Raw genomic sequence first — 19,563 nt, forward strand, 5'->3', positions numbered from 1 at the left:
ATTCTCTACGTGAAGATATTCCTATAAATGAAGCACATAAGAAATTTCTCCATCATCGCCCATATTGACCACGGTAAATCCACGCTCTCTGACCGCTTAATTCAGATTTGCGGGGGATTAACCGATCGCGAGATGGCCGCGCAGGTTCTTGACTCAATGGACCTGGAGCGTGAACGTGGTATTACTATTAAGGCGCAGAGCGTAACGCTCGATTACAAAGCAAAAGACGGCGAAACTTACCAGCTCAATTTCATCGACACGCCGGGACACGTTGACTTCTCGTATGAGGTTTCCCGCTCACTGGCCGCCTGTGAAGGCGCACTGCTGGTGGTTGATGCCGGACAGGGCGTTGAAGCACAAACCCTGGCCAACTGCTACACCGCGATTGAGATGGATCTGGAAGTAGTGCCGGTGCTGAATAAGATCGATTTGCCAGCCGCCGATCCCGATCGTGCCGCGCAGGAAATCGAAGACATCGTAGGCATTGACGCGACCGACGCCGTGCGTTGCTCAGCCAAAACTGGCGTGGGCGTACCTGAAGTGCTGGAGCGTTTAGTTCGCGACATCCCGGCACCAGAGGGCGATCCGGACGCCCCTTTGCAGGCGCTGATTATTGACTCCTGGTTTGATAACTACCTCGGCGTTGTATCGCTGGTGCGCGTGAAAAACGGCACTATGCGCAAAGGCGACAAAATCAAGGTGCTGAGCACCGGGCAGGTCTACAATGCTGACCGTCTGGGTATCTTCACGCCGAAGCAGGTTGACCGTACCGAGCTGAACTGCGGTGAAGTCGGCTGGCTGGTGTGCGCCATCAAAGACATTCTTGGCGCACCCGTGGGCGATACGCTGACCACGGCACGCAACCCTGCGGATAAAGCCTTACCCGGCTTTAAAAAAGTGAAGCCGCAGGTTTATGCCGGTCTGTTCCCCATCAGTTCTGATGATTACGAAGCGTTTCGTGATGCGCTGGGCAAGCTGAGCCTGAACGATGCCTCGCTGTTCTACGAGCCAGAAAGCTCAACGGCGCTGGGCTTTGGTTTCCGCTGTGGCTTCCTTGGGCTGCTGCACATGGAGATCATTCAGGAACGTCTGGAACGCGAATACGATCTGGATCTGATTACGACCGCGCCGACGGTGGTGTACGAAGTGGAAACCACAAGCGGTGAAGTCGTCTACGTGGACAGCCCTTCGAAGCTGCCACCGCTTAATAATATTGAAGAGCTGCGCGAACCCATTGCCGAGTGTCATATGCTGCTGCCGCAGGAATACCTGGGCAACGTCATCACGCTGTGCATCGAGAAACGTGGCGTTCAGACCAACATGGTTTACCACGGCAACCAGGTGGCGCTGACCTATGAGATTCCGATGGCGGAAGTGGTTCTCGACTTCTTTGACCGTCTGAAATCAACGTCTCGGGGTTATGCCTCACTGGACTACAATTTTAAACGTTTTCAGGCCTCTGACATGGTGCGCGTTGACGTTCTGATTAACTCAGAACGTGTTGATGCGCTGGCGCTGATTACCCACCGTGAAAACGCACCTTACCGTGGACGTGATCTGGTTGAGAAAATGAAAGAACTCATCCCACGTCAGCAGTTTGATATTGCGATTCAGGCGGCAATTGGCAACCACATTATCGCTCGCTCAACCGTTAAACAGCTACGTAAGAACGTACTCGCCAAGTGTTACGGCGGTGACGTCAGTCGTAAGAAAAAGCTGTTGCAGAAGCAGAAAGATGGTAAGAAGCGAATGAAGCAGGTCGGTAACGTTGAGCTGCCGCAGGAAGCATTCCTCGCCATTCTGCATGTCGGAAAAGACAGCAAATAAGGATCTCAAATGGCTAATATGTTCGCCCTGATACTGGCGATAGCGACGTTGATTACCGGCATTCTTTGGGTGATCGATCGTATTAAGTGGGCACCAAAGCGCCGTGCGTTGCAGGCGGCGGCGCAGGCGCAGGCCGGCGGAACACTCGACAGCAAAGCGCTGGCGAAGATGGCCCCTAAGCCGGGCTGGATTGAAACCGCCGCATCGGTGTTTCCGGTGCTGGCCGTGGTGTTCTTTGTGCGCTCGTTTGTGTATGAGCCATTCCAGATCCCGTCCGGTTCCATGATGCCAACCCTGCTGATTGGTGACTTTATTCTGGTTGAAAAGTTTGCGTATGGCATTAAAGATCCCATTACGCAAACGACGCTGATCCCTACCGGGCATCCAAAACGGGGCGATATCGCGGTGTTTAAATACCCGAAGGATCCCAGCCTGGATTACATCAAGCGCGTGATCGGTCTGCCTGGCGATCGGGTGACCTACGATCCGTACAGTAAAACGCTGACCATTAATCCGGCCTGCGATAACGGCAAGCCCTGTAGCAAAGCGCTGCCCGTCACCTATAGCAATATTGAACCCAGCAAATTTGTTCAAACGTTTAGCGGGTTTGATGGTAACGAAGCGGGTAACGGTTTCTATCAGCTACCGCTGAATGACACCATGCGGGGGGGATTACGTCTGGCCACGCGCAAAGAAACCCTGGGCGATGTAACGCATGACATCCTGTTGGTGACAGAAGCACAAAGCCAGGCGAGCATGTACTATCAGCAGCCCGGCCAGCCGCAGGCCAGCTGGGTCGTGCCGCAGGGGCAATATTTCATGATGGGTGATAACCGCGATAACAGCGCCGACAGCCGCTACTGGGGCTTTGTTCCCGAGCGTAACCTGGTGGGTAAAGCGGTCGCCATCTGGATGAGTTTCGAAAAACAAGAAGGTCAGTGGCCAACCGGCGTACGACTCAGTCGTATCGGTGGTATCCACTAACCATAGCCTGACAGTCAGGTGAAAAGGGTGGCCCTCCAGGTGGGGGGCCACTGCACACCAAACAGAATGAGTTGGTTCTCCAGCCCTGTTTGGTATGCAGAGTGACAGACGCAAAACAGAACTGGAATCGCATGAACCCCATCTTGATTAACAAGCTTCAGCGCAAACTGGGCTACACTTTTACACATTCTGAACTTTTACAGCAGGCCCTGACCCATCGAAGCGCCAGCAGTAAACATAACGAACGTCTTGAGTTTTTAGGCGATTCCATTCTCAGCTATGTGATTGCTAACGCGCTCTATCACCGTTTTCCACGCGTGGATGAAGGGGATATGAGCCGTATGCGTGCAACCCTGGTCAGGGGAAATACGCTGGCAGAGATGGCGCGCGAGTTTGATTTGGGAGAATGCCTGCGTTTAGGCCCCGGTGAATTAAAAAGCGGGGGCTTTCGCCGTGAGTCCATTCTGGCGGACACCGTCGAAGCGCTGATTGGCGGCGTTTTCCTCGACAGTGATATTCAGACGGTGGAAAAACTGATCCTCGACTGGTATCAGACGCGCCTGGACGAAATCAGTCCGGGTGACAAACAAAAAGATCCCAAAACGCGCCTGCAGGAGTATCTGCAAGGCCGGCATCTGCCACTACCCAGTTACTTAGTCGTGCAGGTACGTGGCGAAGCCCACGATCAGGAATTCACCATTCACTGTCAGGTGAGTGGCATGGCAGAACCGGTGGTGGGCGTAGGCTCCAGCCGCCGTAAAGCCGAACAAGCAGCCGCCGAACAGGCGCTGATTAAACTTGGTCTGGAATAGTATTATCTCGGCGCTTTAACAGGCGCTAAAACCTCAGGATTCGAATGAGCGAAAACGTTACATACAGCGGCTTTGTCGCGATAGTTGGCCGACCCAACGTCGGTAAATCCACCTTACTGAACCAGTTGCTGGGGCAGAAGGTTTCGATTACGTCGCGTAAGCCGCAAACCACTCGTCACCGCATTATGGGTATCCATACGGAAGGCGCCTACCAGGCGATCTATGTGGATACGCCAGGCCTGCACATGGAAGAGAAACGGGCGATTAACCGCCTGATGAACCGTGCTGCCAGCAGTTCTATCGGTGACGTTGAACTCATCATCTTTGTGGTGGACGGCACGCGCTGGACGCCGGATGACGAAATGGTATTAAACAAGCTGCGCGATGGCAAAGTGCCCGTGCTGCTGGCGATCAATAAAGTCGACAATATTCAGGACAAAAGTATTCTGCTGCCGCACCTGCAGTTCCTGAGCCAGCAAATGAACTTTATCGATATTGTGCCGATTTCAGCAGAAACCGGTAAAAATGTGGATACCATCGCCGCCATTGCCCGTAAGCATCTGCCGGAATCTGACCATCACTTCCCGGAAGATTACATTACCGATCGTTCGCAGCGCTTTATGGCCTCAGAAATCATCCGTGAAAAGCTGATGCGTTTTCTGGGGGCTGAACTGCCTTACTCGGTCACGGTTGAAATCGAACAGTTCGTGTCGAATGCGCGCGGCGGTTATGACATCAACGGTCTGATTTTGGTCGAGCGTGAAGGGCAGAAGAAAATGGTGATTGGTAACAAAGGCGCCAAAATCAAAACCATCGGTATCGAAGCCCGTAAAGACATGGAAGAGATGTTCGATGCGAAAGTGCATCTCGAACTGTGGGTCAAAGTTAAATCCGGCTGGGCGGACGACGAACGTGCGCTGCGCAGCCTGGGTTACACAGACGATCTCTGATTAAATGGAAGGCTGGCAACGCGCCTTTGTGCTGCATAGTCGTCCTTTCAGCGAGACCAGCCTGCTGCTTGATCTGTTTAGTGAAAGTGAAGGCCGCGTACGTGTTCTGGCAAAAGGGGCACGTTCACGGCGTTCCCAACTGAAAGGCACCTTACAGCCTTTCACGCCTTTACTGGTGCGCTGGAGCGGGCGTGGGGAAGTCAAAACCCTGCGCAACGCTGAAGCGGTCTCCCTGGCATTACCTCTCAGTGGCATCACGCTATACTGCGGCCTGTACGTTAACGAGTTGTTATCTCGGGTACTGGAGCAGCACATTCCCTTCTCTGAACTGTTTTTCGACTACCTGCAATGCATTCAGATGCTGGCGGCAGGCGAAGGATCACCAGAGCCTGCGCTGCGCCGTTTTGAGCTGGCGCTGCTGGGTCATTTGGGTTACGGCGTAGACTTCCTGCACTGTGCGGGCAGCGGTGAACCGGTCAGCGAAGCCATGACCTACAGCTACCGTGAAGAGAAAGGCTTTATTGCCAGCCTGGTGCTGAACCAGCGTAGCTTCACCGGGCGTGAACTGCAGGCGCTGTTTACCCGAGAATTCCCGGATGCAGAAACCCTGCGCGCAGCCAAACGTTTCACGCGTATGGCCCTCAAACCCTACCTGGGCGGTAAGCCGCTAAAAAGCCAGGAGCTTTTTCGCCAGTTTACCCCGAAAAAAAAGCCCACTATTTCTGACGAGACAGAGCACTGACCGTAGCCTGGCCTTATCTCTGCGCGGTACACTCAACGCAATGACCATAATGAACCGAGGATTGTCATGGCTGAGTTACTGTTAGGCGTGAATATCGACCATATCGCTACCGTTCGCAATGCGCGTGGAACCCATTATCCCGATCCGGTACAGGCGGCGTTTATCGCCGAACAGGCGGGTGCAGACGGCATTACCGTGCACCTGCGCGAAGATCGTCGCCACATTACCGACAGGGATGTGCGCATCCTGCGCGATACCATTGAAACGCGCATGAATCTCGAAATGGCCGTGACCGAGGAGATGCTGGCTATCGCCTGTGAAATCAAACCGCATTTCTGCTGCCTGGTGCCGGAAAAGCGCGAGGAAGTCACCACCGAAGGCGGACTGGACGTCGCGGGCCAGCAGGAGAAGCTGAACGCCGCGGTGAAACAGCTCAGCGAAGCGGGCATTCTGGTGTCCCTGTTTATCGATCCCGATCACCGCCAAATCGAGGCGGCGGTGACCAGCGGCGCGCCCTATATTGAAATTCATACCGGTGCCTATGCTGAAGCGCCTGAAGGCCCAGCGCGCGACGCTGAGCTGGCACGTATCCGTCAGGCCGCCACCTTTGCTGCCAGCCGTGGGTTAAAAGTTAACGCCGGTCATGGGCTGACTTACCACAACGTACTGCCAATCGCCGCCCTGCCGGAAATGCATGAGCTGAATATCGGTCATGCGATTATTGGACGTGCCGTGATGAGTGGTCTGCCTGAGGCGGTGAAAGCCATGAAAGCACTGCTGCGAGAAGCGCGTCGCTAATGGCTATCCTGGGACTGGGCAGCGATATCGTCGAAATAGAACGCATTGCCGATGTGATTTCACGTTCAGGCGATCGTCTGGCGCGGCGTGTCCTGAGCGAGGCCGAGTGGCAGCAATATCAACAGCACCGTCAGCCGGTTCGTTTCCTGGCCAAACGTTTTGCGGTTAAAGAGGCGGCGGCAAAAGCCTTTGGTACCGGCATTCGGGGCGGGCTGGCTTTTAACCAGTTCGAAGTTTATAACGACGCGCTGGGTAAACCGCTGCTGCGTTTCTTCGATCATGCCGCCGAGGTGGCGCAACGTCTTGGCGTGCAGCATGTGCATGTCACGCTGGCAGATGAGCGTCACTATGCCTGCGCAACGGTGATCATCGAAAGTTAACCGTGCAGCTGCACAAACTTATCCCACAGCGCATCGCGTGATTCGATGTGCTGTGGATCTATGACGATCGTGTTATCAATCGGGCAAACGCGCTGACAGGTTGGAAGATCGTAATGACCCACGCACTCCGTGCAGCGACTCACATCAATTTCATAGATTGCCTCACCCATCGCAATCGCCTGGTTCGGGCATTCAGGTTCGCACATATCGCAGTTAATGCATCGTTCGGTAATCAGTAGAGACATCGCGGCTTCTTAATCGATAAATAATTTTTGTCGTTTATGCGTAGCCTGGCAAAGACGGCGATCGAGACAGCCTGCCATGACACTTTCATTTCCCGACATACCTTACAATATTGCCTTTTTAAGCTAGCAGACTGTGTCAATGACCTGCAAACTGGATTCGGCTGTGATAAACGTGGCGAACAGTATCATATTCTGTCTTAAGCAAAAATGACGGCGAGGGGCTAAAGTGACAAATGCTGCTACAGCATTGCATAACTCAATGTTTATAAATTTCTTTTTTTGTGGATGAAGTGCAGGGCTGAATTTTATGATGAATGATGGCTTTCTTTGAGCAGCAACCTGAGTGGTTAAAGAGAGAGAAGGCGTTAAAAGTGCCTCACGTCATCCCGTCCACCATTTGTAAGGATTTAGCAGGGAAAATGTTCAATAGAAATATTTTGTCATAGAAAATGCGAAGAACAGATGCGGGCTTAGGATTTTTCCGATAATATCTATTCATCAACAATATCGATGGATTGTGTCAGGTGAAAAAAAGAATTCTTTTGATTGTGGGCGTAGCTGTTCTTGCCGCAACAACCGCTTACGGAAGCCTGTCAGCGGGCGGATCTCGACCAGATTTCGTTGCGTCGGCAGAAAATAAAACGAATAATTTCCTGCAATACACCTATGGAAAGGGAAAATGTAAAGCGACACCTGGCTCGACTATTAGCTGGGACATGGAATGTAAGTATGAGGGTGGAAAGAAAGTCGTAAAATTCGCGCTTTATTCCGCAGATCACGCTCCGCATTCTTATGCTGACACCTTCTATCTGGTTGCTAAAAACAAGGCTGCTGTGGATTCTGCCAGCACCGGTATGAGCCAGTACCTGCCTATTTCGACGCAAGATACCAGCGGTAGCTAATCCGTTCATACCGGTTAACAGTTAAAGTTCTCTGAGAAGCCAGCGCGAATGCTGGCTTCTTTCGTTATGTTCTCGGCAAAATATCTGCGTTGAGCTTTCTGGCTAGATCAGTTTCTTAACCAGAGCTTCGCTGTGACGAATATGGCTGGATGCTCGCTCAGGATCGTTCTGCACCAGGGCCATAAACAGCAGGTCCGTCAACGCCAGCTGCGCGGTGGTAGATGAGATGGCGGCGCTGCGCGTGCTCTGCTCTTCTGCCACGGTGTACAGGCAATGGGTGGCGCACTGCTGCAGTGTGTTAGGCGTAAAGCCGGTAAAGGCCAGCACATCCGCCCCTACGCGAACGGCTTCCTGAGCGGCAAGGTTGATTTCACGTCTTTCGCCGGTGTAGGAGATCGCCAGCAGCACATCGCCAGATGACATAGCCTGAACACTGGCCAGCAGCGCGTGCATATCCTGTTCCGCCACCGCATTGATACCAATTTTCATCAGCTTCCATGAAAAATCCTTTGCCACCAGGCCGGACGCGCCAATGCCGACCAGCAAAATGCGGCGTGCGCGCTTGAGCAACTGCAGGACGGCGTTTAATTTCTCTTCACTGTTGATATCCAGCGTGGCGCGAATCGCAGAGAGCTTCTCCGTGAGTAATTTTTCACCCACGGCTTTGAGCGGATCGTCGCTCAGGATCTGGTTGTGCACGGTGATGGCATCTTTATCCGCCAGCGACTCACTCAGCGCCAGCTTAAGAGCCGGAAAGCCTTTGTATCCCAGTTTTTGTGCGAATTTAACCACGCTCGACTGGCTGACCCCGGATTCTTCCGCCAGCTTTTGTGAACTCAGATGCCGTGCCCGATCCGGTTGTGACAGTAAAAAATCCGCCAGCCGACGCTCGTTCAGCGCCAGAGAGGGATAAAGCTGGCGAATGCGCAGCAATGAACTCATGCTCAATCCTTATGATTTAGCGGATGTTCCGCATGGAATAAATGATTCTATGCGCATTGTAGTCACTGGAATAAAAAATGACAGCCATCGCCTCGTTGGACGAAGATGACTACAATAGAGGCTGTTGATGCCAATTAGGTAAAAAGGAGTGTTGTTTGACCAACGATATACAACGTCGCGTGGTGTTTTTCGACCTTGATGGCACATTGCACCAACAGGACATGTTTGGCACCTTCATGCGCTATCTGCTGCGCCGCAAGCCGCTTAATCTGCTGCTGGTGGTGCCGTTGCTGCCGGTTGTGGGCGCGGGTTTATTGTTTAAGGGACGCGCCGCGCGCTGGCCGATGAGTTTGCTGCTGTGGTCGATCACCTTTGGCCGCTCTGAAGCCACACTGCTGCGGCTGGAAGCCGAATTCGCGCAATGGTTTCGACAACGCGTTAAAGCATTTCCCGTGGTGCAGAAACGACTCAGTGAATACCTTAGTAGCGATGATGCCGATGTCTGGCTGATTACGGGCTCACCGCAGTCGCTGGTGGAGCAGGTCTATTACGACTCCGCATTTCTACCGCGGGTGAAGCTCATCGCCAGCCAGATGCAGCCCGGTTTAGGCGGACGCATATTGAAAATGCGCTGTCTCGGCCATGAAAAAGTGGTGCAGCTTGAAGAGCAAATCGGCACGCCCTTACAGCTGTATAGCGGTTACAGCGACAGCAAACAGGATAACCCGCTGCTGTTCTTCTGCCAGCATCGCTGGCGCGTCACCCCGGGTGGCGAATTACAACAGCTGGAATAACCGCTGTCACGCTTCGGTTTTACGGATTCGATGGTTATAATGCGCCGCTTTTTTGCTGCCGGGAGTGGTCTGCGTGACTCAAGAACAAGATGAATACTGGATGCGCCGGGCGCTTACGCTGGCGCAGCGCGCATGGGAGCAGGGCGAAGTGCCGGTGGGTGCGGTGCTGGTTCAGGGCGATCGGGTGATAGGCGAGGGCTGGAACCGGCCTATCGGGCAGCACGATCCCACCGCCCATGCGGAGATCATGGCCTTACGTCAGGGCGGGAAAGTGCTGGAGAATTATCGCCTGCTCAATACCACGCTTTACGTCACGCTGGAGCCCTGCATTATGTGTGCGGGCGCGATGGTGCACAGTCGCATTGGCCGTCTGGTTTATGGCGCGCACGATGTAAAAACCGGCGCAGCCGGCTCACTGATTGATATTCTGGGACATCCGGGAATGAATCATCAGGTGGCGCTGCATCAGGGAGTGCTGGAAGAGGAGTGCGCGGCAATGCTGAGCGACTTTTTCCGCATGCGCCGCCAGCAACAAAAAGCGCTGCGTCAGGCGCAGCGCGAAAGTTAATTCATTGCCACCTCAGGCGTGACGGCAGGATAACCTTTGCCCAGCTCTGCCTCCAGGGCCGCCTGTTGGGCAATGCGTTTTTCCTGCTCCTGCAAATAACCCACCAGGCTAATTTCATATTTGCGGATATTCTCCACGTAATTATAGGCTTCCTGCCCGCGTGCATAGCCATAGGTGGTTTGTGAGTAGTAGCGCTTCTGGCTCAACATGGGTAGCCGCAGTTTAACATCTGCCCAGCTGTCGGGATTTCCACCCTGTTTAGCCGTGAGCTTACGCACATCCAGCATATGCGCATAGCCCATGTTATAGGCCGCCAGGGCAAACCAGATACGCTCATCTTCCGGAATCGTTTGTGGCACCTTTTCCATCATGTTTTGCAGATACTCGCTGCCGCCACGGATGCTCTGCTCAGGATCGGTACGGTCACCTACGTCAACGCTGTCAGCGGTATTCCGCGTTAACATCATCATGCCGCGGACGCCGGTAGGCGACGTCGCCTGCGGATTCCAGTGCGACTCCTGATAGGAGATCGCCGCCAGCAGCCGCCAGTCGATATTTTTGGCGTACTTTTCAAACAGGGGTTTTATATCGGGCAGCACGTTGTCAATGGAGCGCAGGAAGGTGCGGGTATCCACGTAGTCGAAGGTGCCGACGTGACCGAGATATTTCTCTTCAAGTCTTGCCATCGCCCCTTCTTCTCCCATGCTGTTAAAGAAATCCAGCATGGCGGCGTTCAGGCTGTCATCGCTTTCGTGCGGTAAATACCACGTTACCGGTTCTTCATCGGTGACGTCGAAAGCCACAGCCAGTTGGGGATGAATGCGCTGAAGCAGGGCAATCGTCACGGAATCGCCAATCGTATAATCCAGCTTGCCTTCCGCCACGGCTTCCAGCAGGGCTTTCGGACTTTGATCGGTCGAAATGGCCCAGTCGAGATCGGGATAGTGATTCGCCCGGGCGTTTTTAAGCGTCGACAGATAAGCCGATCCAGAGGCAACAACCAGCCGCCCCTTTAAGTCACCCAGGTTTTTTGGCCGCGGTTTGTCCACGCGATAGACCAGCTGCTGCGAAACGCTGTAGTAGCCCGGACCGATCTGATAACGCGACAAACGCTCATCGTTATAAATCAGACCTGCCGCCAGCAGATCCGCTTTGCCGTCGTCGAGCGCATCGAACAGATCGCTGAGGTTGGCGCGCACCGTTATATCAAGCTTAACGCCCAGATAATCGGCAAAACGCTTCGCCAGCTCGTAGTCCATCCCGGCCGGTGCTTTATTCACGGTGTAGTAAGTCAACGGCGAGTTTACGGTACTGACGCGTAGCACTCCCCGTGATTTAATCTGTGAAATCGTATCTTGTCCTCCCCCGTACCAGGGAATAGACGGCCACAGTGCCAGAGCCAGCAGCACGGTAAGCAGACCGATAACCAGATAATTAAATTTTAGGCGTTTCAAATAGTTATCTCTCGATGGCTCCAAGGCCTCTGTCTTTTAAGGCAGTATTGATCTTGTTTTAACTCCCAGAGCGAGGGGCATTTTGCGCAACAAACACCGGCAGAGCAACTTATAAAGCAATTTTTGCGCAAATTTCAGGCAAATCTTGATGGCCATAAATTTTGCGCAAACGGTTTCGTCGCGGAGTGGGTTTCTTTATAATACGCCCCGTTTTCCCCTGTTGCGCCCAATGAAGCGTCGCCCGGCGCTTCGAAGACGAGAGATCTTATGATGGAAATTCTGCGTGGTTCGCCCGCCCTGTCGGCATTTCGTGTAAACAAATTGCTGGCCCGCTTTCAGGACGCTCATCTGCCGGTGAGTGATATTTACGCTGAGTACGTCCATTTTGCCGATGTCAGCGCGCCGCTGAGTGAGGATGAAAAATCCCGTCTGCAGCGCCTGCTCAAGTACGGTCCTTCTCTCGCTGAACATGCGCCACAAGGGCGTTTAATTCTGGTCACGCCACGTCCTGGTACGATATCGCCGTGGTCATCAAAAGCCACAGACATTGCTCATAACTGCGATCTTTCGCAGGTGCGTCGTCTGGAACGAGGCATGGCCTTTTATGTCCAGGCACCTCAGCTTTCTGAAAGCCAATGGCAAACACTCTCCGCACTGCTGCACGACCGCATGATGGAGACGGTTTACAGCGATTTCAGCGAGGCTGAGCAGCTGTTTGCTCACCATGAACCTCAGCCGGTCAAAAGCGTTGATGTGCTGGGTGAGGGCCGTCAGGCGCTGGTTCAGGCCAATATGACGCTCGGCCTGGCGCTGGCCGACGACGAAATTGACTACCTGCTGGCGGCCTTTACCCGGCTGGGACGCAATCCGAACGACATTGAACTTTATATGTTTGCCCAGGCGAACTCTGAGCACTGTCGCCACAAAATCTTTAACGCTGACTGGATCATCGACGGCGAAAAACAGCCTAAATCACTGTTTAAAATGATTAAGAACACCTTCGAGCAAACGCCGGATTATGTTCTGTCAGCCTATAAAGATAACGCGGCGGTAATGGAAGGCTCGGAGGTCGGTCGCTTCTTCGCGGACGCAGAAAAGGGTGAGTACGCCTATCACCAGGAAGCCGCGCACATTCTGATGAAGGTTGAAACGCACAACCACCCAACCGCGATTTCGCCCTGGCCTGGCGCGGCAACCGGCTCCGGCGGTGAAATTCGTGATGAAGGCGCCACGGGGCGCGGTGCCAAGCCGAAAGCTGGCCTGGTCGGGTTCTCGGTGTCGAACCTGCGCATCCCCGGCTTCGAACAGCCCTGGGAGGAGGATTTTGGCAAGCCAGCGCGCATCGTCAGCGCGCTGGATATTATGACCGAAGGCCCACTGGGCGGCGCAGCCTTTAACAACGAATTTGGTCGTCCGGCCTTAAACGGCTACTTCCGGACCTATGAAGAGCAGGTTAACAGCCACAACGGGACTGAACTGCGCGGCTACCACAAGCCCATTATGCTGGCTGGCGGCATCGGAAACATTCGTGCGGACCACGTTCAGAAAGGTGAAATCACCGTCGGGGCCAAACTGGTCGTGCTGGGCGGGCCGGCGATGAATATCGGCCTGGGCGGCGGTGCGGCATCATCCATGGCATCAGGCCAGTCCGATGCGGATCTCGACTTTGCATCGGTGCAGCGTGACAACCCTGAAATGGAGCGTCGCTGCCAGGAAGTGATTGACCGTTGCTGGCAACGGGGCGATGACAACCCGATTCTGTTTATCCACGATGTGGGCGCGGGCGGCCTGTCCAACGCCATGCCGGAACTGGTCAGCGACGGTGGACGCGGCGGTCGCTTCAACCTGCGCGACATCCTGAGTGATGAACCGGGAATGAGCCCGCTTGAAGTCTGGTGTAACGAATCACAAGAGCGCTATGTGATGGCCGTGGCCCCTGAAAAGCTGGCCGAGTTTGCTGCCATTTGTCAGCGCGAACGTGCGCCGTATGCGGTGATTGGTGAAGCCACCGAAGAGCAGCACCTGACCCTGAACGACAGCCACTTTGATAACAGCCCGATTGATATGCCGCTGGACGTCCTGCTGGGCAAAACCCCGAAAATGACGCGCGATGTGGTGAAACTGCAGGCGAAGGGCGATGCCCTGCAGCGCGAGGGCATTACGCTGACGGACGCGGTAAATCGCGTGCTGCACTTGCCAACCGTAGCGGAAAAAACCTTCCTGATCACCATCGGCGATCGCAGCGTAACCGGCATGGTGGCGCGCGATCAGATGGTGGGCCCCTGGCAGATCCCGGTTGCCAACTGCGCCGTGACCACGGCCAGCCTCGACAGCTATCATGGTGAGGCTTTTGCGCTGGGCGAGCGTGCGCCTGTCGCACTGCTGGACTTCGCCGCCTCGGCCCGCCTGGCGGTTGGTGAAGCGCTGACGAACCTGGCCGCGACGCCGGTCGGTTCGTTGAAGCGCGTGAAACTTTCGGCTAACTGGATGTCGGCCGCGGGCCATCCGGGTGAAGATGCGGGCCTGTATGACGCTGTAAAAGCCGTCGGTGAGGAACTGTGTCCGGCGCTCGGCATCACTATCCCGGTGGGTAAAGACTCTATGTCGATGAAAACCCGCTGGCAGGAAGGCACCGAACAGCGCGAAATGACCTCGCCGCTGTCGCTGGTGATCACGGCTTTTGCAAGGGTAGAAGACGTACGTCGCAATGTGACGCCACAGCTGGTCGCCGATCGGGACAACCTGCTGCTGTTAATCGACCTTGGCAACGGCGCTAACACCTTAGGCGCGACGGCGCTGGCTCAGGTTTATCGTCAACTGGGCGACAAGCCTGCTGATGTCCGTGATGCAACGCAGCTGGCTGGCTTCTTTAATGCCATTCAGGCCCTGGTCAGCCAGCAAAAACTGCTGGCTTACCATGACCGCTCAGACGGCGGCCTGCTGGTTACCCTGGCGGAAATGGCTTTCACTGGTCACTGTGGCATCGAAGTCGATATCGCGGCGCTGGGCAGCGATGCACTGGCTGCGCTGTTCACCGAAGAGCTGGGTGCGGTGATTCAAATCAACGCGGCGGATCGCGAAGCCGTGGAGCAGATTCTTGCTGAACATGGCCTGGCGCACTGCAGCCATGTGCTGGGCAGCGCACAGTCGGGCGATCGCTTTGTGATTCGCTCAGGCGACAGCGCGGTTTACAGCGAAAGCCGCACCACCTTGCGGACCTGGTGGGCAGAAACCACATGGCAGATGCAGCGTCTGCGTGATAATCCGGCCTGCGCCGATCAGGAACATCAGGCAAAGCAGGATGACACCGATCCCGGACTGAACGTTAGCCTGACCTTTAAGCCAGACGAAGACGTTGCGGCACCGATGATTGCAACGGGTGCGCGTCCACGCGTTGCCGTGCTGCGCGAGCAGGGCGTTAACTCGCATGTGGAAATGGCGGCCGCCTTTGATCGGGCAGGTTTTACGGCGGTTGACGTGCATATGAGTGACCTGTTGGTGGGCCGGATCGATCTGGAACCTTTCCAGGCGCTGGTGGCCTGTGGCGGTTTCTCCTACGGTGACGTATTGGGCGCGGGTGAAGGCTGGGCGAAATCCATTCTGTTTAACACGCGCGTACGCGATCAGTTCGAGTCGTTCTTCCATCGCCCACAAACGCTGGCGCTGGGCGTGTGTAACGGCTGCCAGATGATGTCTAACCTGCGTGAATTGATTCCGGGTAGTGAGCTGTGGCCGCGCTTTGTCCGTAACCAGTCTGAACGTTTTGAAGCACGCTTCAGCCTGGTTGAAGTAGCTGCCAGCCCGTCGTTACTGTTGGATGGCATGGCCGGTTCCCGTATGCCGATCGCCGTATCGCACGGCGAGGGCTTCGTGGAGGTGCGTGATGGCGCGCACCTTGCCGCACTGGAATCGAAAGGGCTGGTGGCGCTGCGTTATGTCGATAACACAGGCAAAGTGACGGAAGCCTATCCGGCAAACCCGAATGGCTCACCAAACGGTATTACTGCGGTGACCAATGAAAGTGGACGCGTCACAATTATGATGCCGCATCCAGAGCGTGTGTTCCGCACGGTCAGCAACTCATGGCACCCGGCTGAATGGGGCGAAGACAGCCCCTGGATGCGCATTTTCCGCAATGCACGGAAACAATTGGGTTAAGAACAGCGAAAAAAGACCGGGAGGCCTGAGTGCCTCCCTTTTTTATTCCCCACTTGTTGGCAAAAGGAGACATACGTCACCTTTTGTTGTCGCCGATTGGTGACATCTATCTTTATGATTTTTATAGATTGAAAGGGAAAGGCAAAATTGTGTTGGTATCTGGCGACACTTTTAGCGGACCAGACAGTCTGAAATGAGCGAAGTCAGCTGAATGGTTTTTCAAGATATTGATTATAAATGAATTTTAAAAACTGGCATGAACCTTGCTATACTATGCCTGTTGCTCATTCATCTGTTTATGATCGCCACCCCACAGCGGGCAGAGCTCATAAAATCCGAATGACGCACCAAACGGAGCCTGTCGTCCACCCAACCGATAATCGTATGTTCTGCATCGTTATCAAGCATCGGACGCAACGTTGAGTTAGGCTCCACCCATTCTCGCGTACTGCTATGGCGGTGCGTCAACGGCAGGCCGTCGCGCCTGCCGTTTTCTTTTCTGCCTCTTCCTTCTCTGGGCTGACTCCGCTAGCATCCGGTAAGCGTATCTTTAAGGAAGCCGTCGCGTGAAAAAATGGCGTTTATTTCCCGGGTCCCTGCGCCAGTTGGTGCTGATGGCCTTTTTGCTGGTGCTCCTGCCGCTGTTGGTGCTGGCCTGGCAGGCCTGGGAAAGTCTCTCAGCGTTAAGTAATCAGGCTGCCGACACTAACCGAAATACCTTTACTGACGTCAGGCGCAGCGAGGCGATGGCACGCACCGCTATCGAGCTGGAACGGAGTTATCGCCAGTACTGTGTGCTGGGCGATACGTCTCTGGCAAAGCTCTATCAGACGCAGCGTATCCGCTATGGTCAGATGCTCAGTTCCCATGCCGACAGCCTGCCCGATTTACCGGCGTTTAAAACGTTGCAGGCCATTTTGCCGCAGCTGGAAACCATGCAGTGCGATAACGGTAATCCTGTGACCGGTGCGTCACAGGCGCTGGAAAAATTTTCAGCGACAAACGTGCAACTGGTGCAGGATACGAGAGAAGTGGTGTTTGCACGTGGTCTGCAACTGCAACGTGAAATAGCCGACCGTGGTCAGTTTTTTGGCTGGCAGGCGCTTATCCTGTTCATTATCAGCCTGACGTTAACCCTGCTGTTTACCCGCATGATCATCGGCCCGGTAAAAAGCGTAGAGCGGATGATTAACCGACTTGGCGAAGGACGCGAACTGGGCAGCAGCATGGTGTTTCGCGGTCCGCGCGAGTTACGCTCTTTGGGGCAACGCATTATCTGGTTAAGTGAACGCCTGGCCTGGCTGGAAACCCAGCGACATGAATTTTTACGTCATCTTTCACACGAACTTAAAACGCCGCTTGCCAGCCTGCGTGAAGGTACAGAGCTGCTGGCTGATGAGGTTGCGGGCATACTGAATCCTGAACAGAAAGAAATCGTCTCAATACTGGATAACAGCAGTCGCCACCTGCAACGCCTTATCGAACAGCTACTTGATTACAACCGCAAACTGGCTGATGGCCCGATTACCCTGGAAACGGTGGATCTGACTGACATCGTGTATGACGTTGTTAATGCGCATGCACTCTCAGCCCGAACCAAGCTTATGCATGTCAATATCGATCTGAAAGCCACAGATTGCCTGGCAGAACCTATGCTATTGATGAGCGTGATTGACAACCTCTACTCTAACGCCGTGAACTATGGCAATGAATCCGGTAACATTTGGCTGCACAGCCAGCGGCAGGGCGATCGGATAATCATCGATGTCGCTAACAGCGGTACGCCCATTCCCGAAAATGAGCAGGAGATGATTTTTGAACCTTTTTTCCAGGGCAGTCATCAGCGTAAAGGGCCAGTCAAAGGCAGCGGACTGGGGTTAAGCATCGCAAAGGATTGTCTGCGCCGCATGCACGGTAGCCTGCAACTGGTTACCCGTGACGACGCTGATGTTTGTTTTCGCATCGAACTGAACACCACAGCCGGGAAAGTCTGAAGCATGAAATTTTTCACCGCCCTCGTGATAAGCGCACTGAGCAGCATGATGCTCAGTGGGTGTGCCTCATCCCCGGTCACCACAACAGCCCAGCCCGCTTCGGGCAGCGTTGTGGTGCCCGAAGCACGGCTGGTCGACTATCTCACTATGCGCTGCGTCGATATCTGGCGTATTGAGAATAGCGCCGCCATGACGAATCCCCTTTACTGGATGCGCAGTATAGACTGTGCCGAACGACTTTCTCCCGCTGAAGCACGAGCGGAGGCCCACCGCTGGCCGGTGGACAGCTGGTCGCGCGCCTTTAAGCAGGGGGTGTTAATGGCAAACGGCAATGTGACGCCACTGGAACGCCGCGACTACATCAACGTGCTTGATGGCTACAGCGAGCAGTTCCCCCCCAATATGCGTGCGTTAATTCAGCTCTGGCGCAGTAATCAGGTCGCCCAGCTTGAACTCAGCGCCATGCGGTCACGCTACGCCCATTTGCAACAGAGCAGCGATGCCCAGTCAGATTCGCTGCGTCAACAACAGATAAAACTGCGTCAGCAGCTCAGTGATACCCAGCGCAAACTGGAGCGGCTAACCGATATTGAGCGCCAGCTTTCGTCGCGCAAAACCTCTGATATGCCTGACGGCAGTCACGGAACGGCACTGCCACAAGAGGAAGATCAGTAATGGTGAAACAAGCGGCCCACCTGCTTTTAGTGGATGATGATCCCAGCCTGCTCAAACTGTTAGGTATGCGCCTGACCAGTGAGGGATATCAGGTGACGACCGCGGCCAGTGGGCCCGATGCGCTTCGGCTGTTGCAGAAAGAAAAGATCGAGCTGGTCATCAGCGATCTGCGCATGGATGAAATGGACGGCCTGGCATTATTTGCTGAAATTCAAAAGCGTCACGCGGGTTTACCGGTCATCATTTTAACGGCGCATGGTTCAATTCCGGAAGCCGTAGCGGCAACGCAGCAGGGCGTGTTCAGCTTCCTTACCAAGCCCGTGGATCGCGATGCACTGTATAAGGCGATAGACGAAGCCCTGGCGCAGCGAGCGCCAGTCAGCGACGACCGCTGGCGTGAAGCCATAGTGACCCGTAGCCCGCAGATGCTGCGCTTACTTGAACAGGCACACATGGTTGCCCAGTCAGACGTCAGCGTGCTGATTAACGGGCAAAGCGGCACGGGTAAAGAAGTCCTGGCAAAGGCTATCCATGCCGCCAGCCCGCGCGCGCAAAAGCCGTTTGTGGCCATTAACTGCGGTGCCTTACCTGAGCAGCTTCTGGAATCAGAGTTGTTTGGTCACGCCAAAGGCGCCTTTACCGGCGCGGTCAGCGCGCGTGACGGCCTGTTTAAAGCCGCAGAAGGCGGCACGCTGTTTCTGGACGAAATTGGCGATATGCCGCCTGCACTGCAGGTGAAGTTACTGCGCGTGCTGCAGGAGCGTAAAGTCCGGCCGCTGGGCAGCAATAATGATATCGATATTGATGTCCGGATTATCTCGGCCACGCACCGGGATCTGCCGAAAGCGATGGAAAAGAATGCGTTTCGCGAAGATCTCTTTTACCGCCTGAACGTGGTGAACCTGAAAATCCCCGCGCTGCATCAACGTACCGAAGATATCCCACTGCTGGCTAACCATTTGCTGCGTCAAACGGCAGAACGGCATAAGCCGCAGATACGCAGCTTCTCCGTCGATGCGATGAAGCGCCTGATGTCTGCCAGCTGGCCAGGTAACGTGCGTCAGTTGGTTAACGTCATTGAGCAGTGTGTCGCACTCAGCTCCTCGCCCGTTATCAGCGATGCGCTGGTAGAGCAGGCGCTGAGTGGCGAAAACAGCGCGCTACCGACCTTTGTTGAAGCACGGAATCAGTTTGAACTTAACTATCTGCGTAAGCTGTTACAGATGACCAAAGGGAACGTCACCAACGCCGCGCGTCTGGCTGGACGTAACCGTACCGAATTCTATAAGCTGCTGTCACGGCATGAACTGGACGCCAGCGACTTTAAAGAGTAATTTT

General features: G+C 54.6%; 17 protein-coding genes. 14 read left to right on the plus strand and 3 right to left on the minus strand.

The genetic code is table 11. From position 1 onward, the window contains the following. Window positions 1–27 precede the first annotated feature (27 nt). The 7 genes from lepA (at window position 28) to acpS (ending at window position 6,493) form a co-directional block, all read left to right on the plus strand. Window positions 28–1,827, plus strand: a complete 1,800-nt coding sequence (gene lepA, locus QLG08_RS15825; protein ID WP_013026769.1) for a translation elongation factor 4 — start codon at window positions 28–30, stop codon at window positions 1,825–1,827. Between the two features lie 9 nt (window positions 1,828–1,836). Continuing rightward, window positions 1,837–2,811 (plus strand): signal peptidase I, encoded by a 975-nt coding sequence (gene lepB, locus QLG08_RS15830; protein WP_014594337.1) that lies wholly within the window; start codon window positions 1,837–1,839, stop codon window positions 2,809–2,811. 131 nt (window positions 2,812–2,942) lie between these two features. Further along, window positions 2,943–3,623, plus strand: coding sequence for a ribonuclease III (gene rnc / locus QLG08_RS15835; protein ID WP_014594336.1), 681 nt, complete (start codon window positions 2,943–2,945; stop codon window positions 3,621–3,623). A 44-nt stretch (window positions 3,624–3,667) separates the two neighbouring features. Beyond that, a complete protein-coding gene (era, locus tag QLG08_RS15840) occupies window positions 3,668–4,573 on the plus strand; it encodes a GTPase Era (protein WP_013026766.1) in 906 nt (301 codons plus the stop codon). A 4-nt stretch (window positions 4,574–4,577) separates the two neighbouring features. Next, on the plus strand, window positions 4,578–5,315 hold the full coding sequence (recO, locus tag QLG08_RS15845; RefSeq protein WP_013026765.1) for a DNA repair protein RecO: 738 nt from the start codon (window positions 4,578–4,580) through the stop codon (window positions 5,313–5,315). Window positions 5,316–5,381: 66 nt separating this feature from the next. Continuing rightward, on the plus strand, window positions 5,382–6,113 hold the full coding sequence (gene pdxJ / locus QLG08_RS15850; protein WP_014605257.1) for a pyridoxine 5'-phosphate synthase: 732 nt from the start codon (window positions 5,382–5,384) through the stop codon (window positions 6,111–6,113). Continuing rightward, window positions 6,113–6,493 (plus strand): holo-ACP synthase, encoded by a 381-nt coding sequence (gene acpS / locus QLG08_RS15855; RefSeq protein WP_006120525.1) that lies wholly within the window; start codon window positions 6,113–6,115, stop codon window positions 6,491–6,493. The genes pdxJ and acpS overlap by 1 nt, the downstream gene beginning before the upstream one ends. Here acpS and QLG08_RS15860 read toward each other — a convergent pair. Then, window positions 6,490–6,738 (minus strand): YfhL family 4Fe-4S dicluster ferredoxin, encoded by a 249-nt coding sequence (locus QLG08_RS15860; RefSeq protein ID WP_013026763.1) that lies wholly within the window; start codon window positions 6,736–6,738, stop codon window positions 6,490–6,492. The genes acpS and QLG08_RS15860 overlap by 4 nt on opposite strands. A 524-nt stretch (window positions 6,739–7,262) precedes the next feature. Here QLG08_RS15860 and QLG08_RS15865 point away from each other — a divergent pair. Then, on the plus strand, window positions 7,263–7,640 hold the full coding sequence (locus tag QLG08_RS15865) for a hypothetical protein (RefSeq protein ID WP_014605259.1): 378 nt from the start codon (window positions 7,263–7,265) through the stop codon (window positions 7,638–7,640). A gap of 102 nt (window positions 7,641–7,742) precedes the next feature. On the opposite strand, the gene QLG08_RS15870 is transcribed toward QLG08_RS15865, so the two are convergent. After that, window positions 7,743–8,582 (minus strand): MurR/RpiR family transcriptional regulator, encoded by an 840-nt coding sequence (locus QLG08_RS15870; protein ID WP_014594334.1) that lies wholly within the window; start codon window positions 8,580–8,582, stop codon window positions 7,743–7,745. Between the two features lie 155 nt (window positions 8,583–8,737). Between QLG08_RS15870 and yfhb the strand changes: the two genes are divergently transcribed. Next, window positions 8,738–9,376, plus strand: coding sequence for a phosphatidylglycerophosphatase C (yfhb, locus tag QLG08_RS15875; RefSeq protein ID WP_013026761.1), 639 nt, complete (start codon window positions 8,738–8,740; stop codon window positions 9,374–9,376). Window positions 9,377–9,449: 73 nt separating this feature from the next. Continuing rightward, entirely contained in the window at window positions 9,450–9,944 is a 495-nt protein-coding gene (gene tadA / locus QLG08_RS15880) for a tRNA adenosine(34) deaminase TadA (protein WP_014605260.1), read from the plus strand. Here tadA and mltF read toward each other — a convergent pair. Further along, window positions 9,941–11,398, minus strand: a complete 1,458-nt coding sequence (gene mltF / locus QLG08_RS15885) for a membrane-bound lytic murein transglycosylase MltF (protein ID WP_014605261.1) — start codon at window positions 11,396–11,398, stop codon at window positions 9,941–9,943. The two genes, tadA and mltF, sit on opposite strands and share 4 nt — an antisense overlap. A gap of 267 nt (window positions 11,399–11,665) precedes the next feature. Here mltF and purL point away from each other — a divergent pair, with 267 nt between their 5' ends. The 4 genes from purL (at window position 11,666) to glrR (ending at window position 19,559) form a co-directional block, all read left to right on the plus strand. Then, a complete protein-coding gene (gene purL, locus QLG08_RS15890) occupies window positions 11,666–15,556 on the plus strand; it encodes a phosphoribosylformylglycinamidine synthase (RefSeq protein ID WP_282472989.1) in 3,891 nt (1,296 codons plus the stop codon). Between the two features lie 566 nt (window positions 15,557–16,122). Beyond that, entirely contained in the window at window positions 16,123–17,550 is a 1,428-nt protein-coding gene (locus QLG08_RS15895) for a HAMP domain-containing sensor histidine kinase (protein WP_042677230.1), read from the plus strand. A gap of 3 nt (window positions 17,551–17,553) precedes the next feature. Continuing rightward, on the plus strand, window positions 17,554–18,225 hold the full coding sequence (gene qseG, locus QLG08_RS15900; protein ID WP_015699730.1) for a two-component system QseEF-associated lipoprotein QseG: 672 nt from the start codon (window positions 17,554–17,556) through the stop codon (window positions 18,223–18,225). Continuing rightward, window positions 18,225–19,559, plus strand: coding sequence for a two-component system response regulator GlrR (glrR, locus tag QLG08_RS15905; RefSeq protein WP_116197355.1), 1,335 nt, complete (start codon window positions 18,225–18,227; stop codon window positions 19,557–19,559). The genes qseG and glrR overlap by 1 nt, the downstream gene beginning before the upstream one ends. The last annotated feature ends 4 nt before the right edge of the window (window positions 19,560–19,563 follow it).

The organism is Pantoea sp. V106_11 (genome assembly GCF_029967885.1).
Lineage (GTDB): Bacteria > Pseudomonadota > Gammaproteobacteria > Enterobacterales > Enterobacteriaceae > Pantoea > Pantoea ananatis.

Bases quoted from the DNA above. Each gene is read 5' to 3' on its own strand.
- lepA (WP_013026769.1), top strand. From the start codon at position 28: ATGAAGCACATAAGAAATTTCTCCATCATCGCCCATATTGACCACGGT.
- lepB (WP_014594337.1), top strand. From the start codon at position 1,837: ATGGCTAATATGTTCGCCCTGATACTGGCGATAGCGACGTTGATTACC.
- rnc (WP_014594336.1), top strand. From the start codon at position 2,943: ATGAACCCCATCTTGATTAACAAGCTTCAGCGCAAACTGGGCTACACT.
- era (WP_013026766.1), top strand. From the start codon at position 3,668: ATGAGCGAAAACGTTACATACAGCGGCTTTGTCGCGATAGTTGGCCGA.
- recO (WP_013026765.1), top strand. From the start codon at position 4,578: ATGGAAGGCTGGCAACGCGCCTTTGTGCTGCATAGTCGTCCTTTCAGC.
- pdxJ (WP_014605257.1), top strand. From the start codon at position 5,382: ATGGCTGAGTTACTGTTAGGCGTGAATATCGACCATATCGCTACCGTT.
- acpS (WP_006120525.1), top strand. From the start codon at position 6,113: ATGGCTATCCTGGGACTGGGCAGCGATATCGTCGAAATAGAACGCATT.
- QLG08_RS15860 (WP_013026763.1), bottom strand. From the start codon at position 6,738: ATGTCTCTACTGATTACCGAACGATGCATTAACTGCGATATGTGCGAA.
- QLG08_RS15870 (WP_014594334.1), bottom strand. From the start codon at position 8,582: ATGAGTTCATTGCTGCGCATTCGCCAGCTTTATCCCTCTCTGGCGCTG.
- purL (WP_282472989.1), top strand. From the start codon at position 11,666: ATGATGGAAATTCTGCGTGGTTCGCCCGCCCTGTCGGCATTTCGTGTA.
- qseG (WP_015699730.1), top strand. From the start codon at position 17,554: ATGAAATTTTTCACCGCCCTCGTGATAAGCGCACTGAGCAGCATGATG.
- glrR (WP_116197355.1), top strand. From the start codon at position 18,225: ATGGTGAAACAAGCGGCCCACCTGCTTTTAGTGGATGATGATCCCAGC.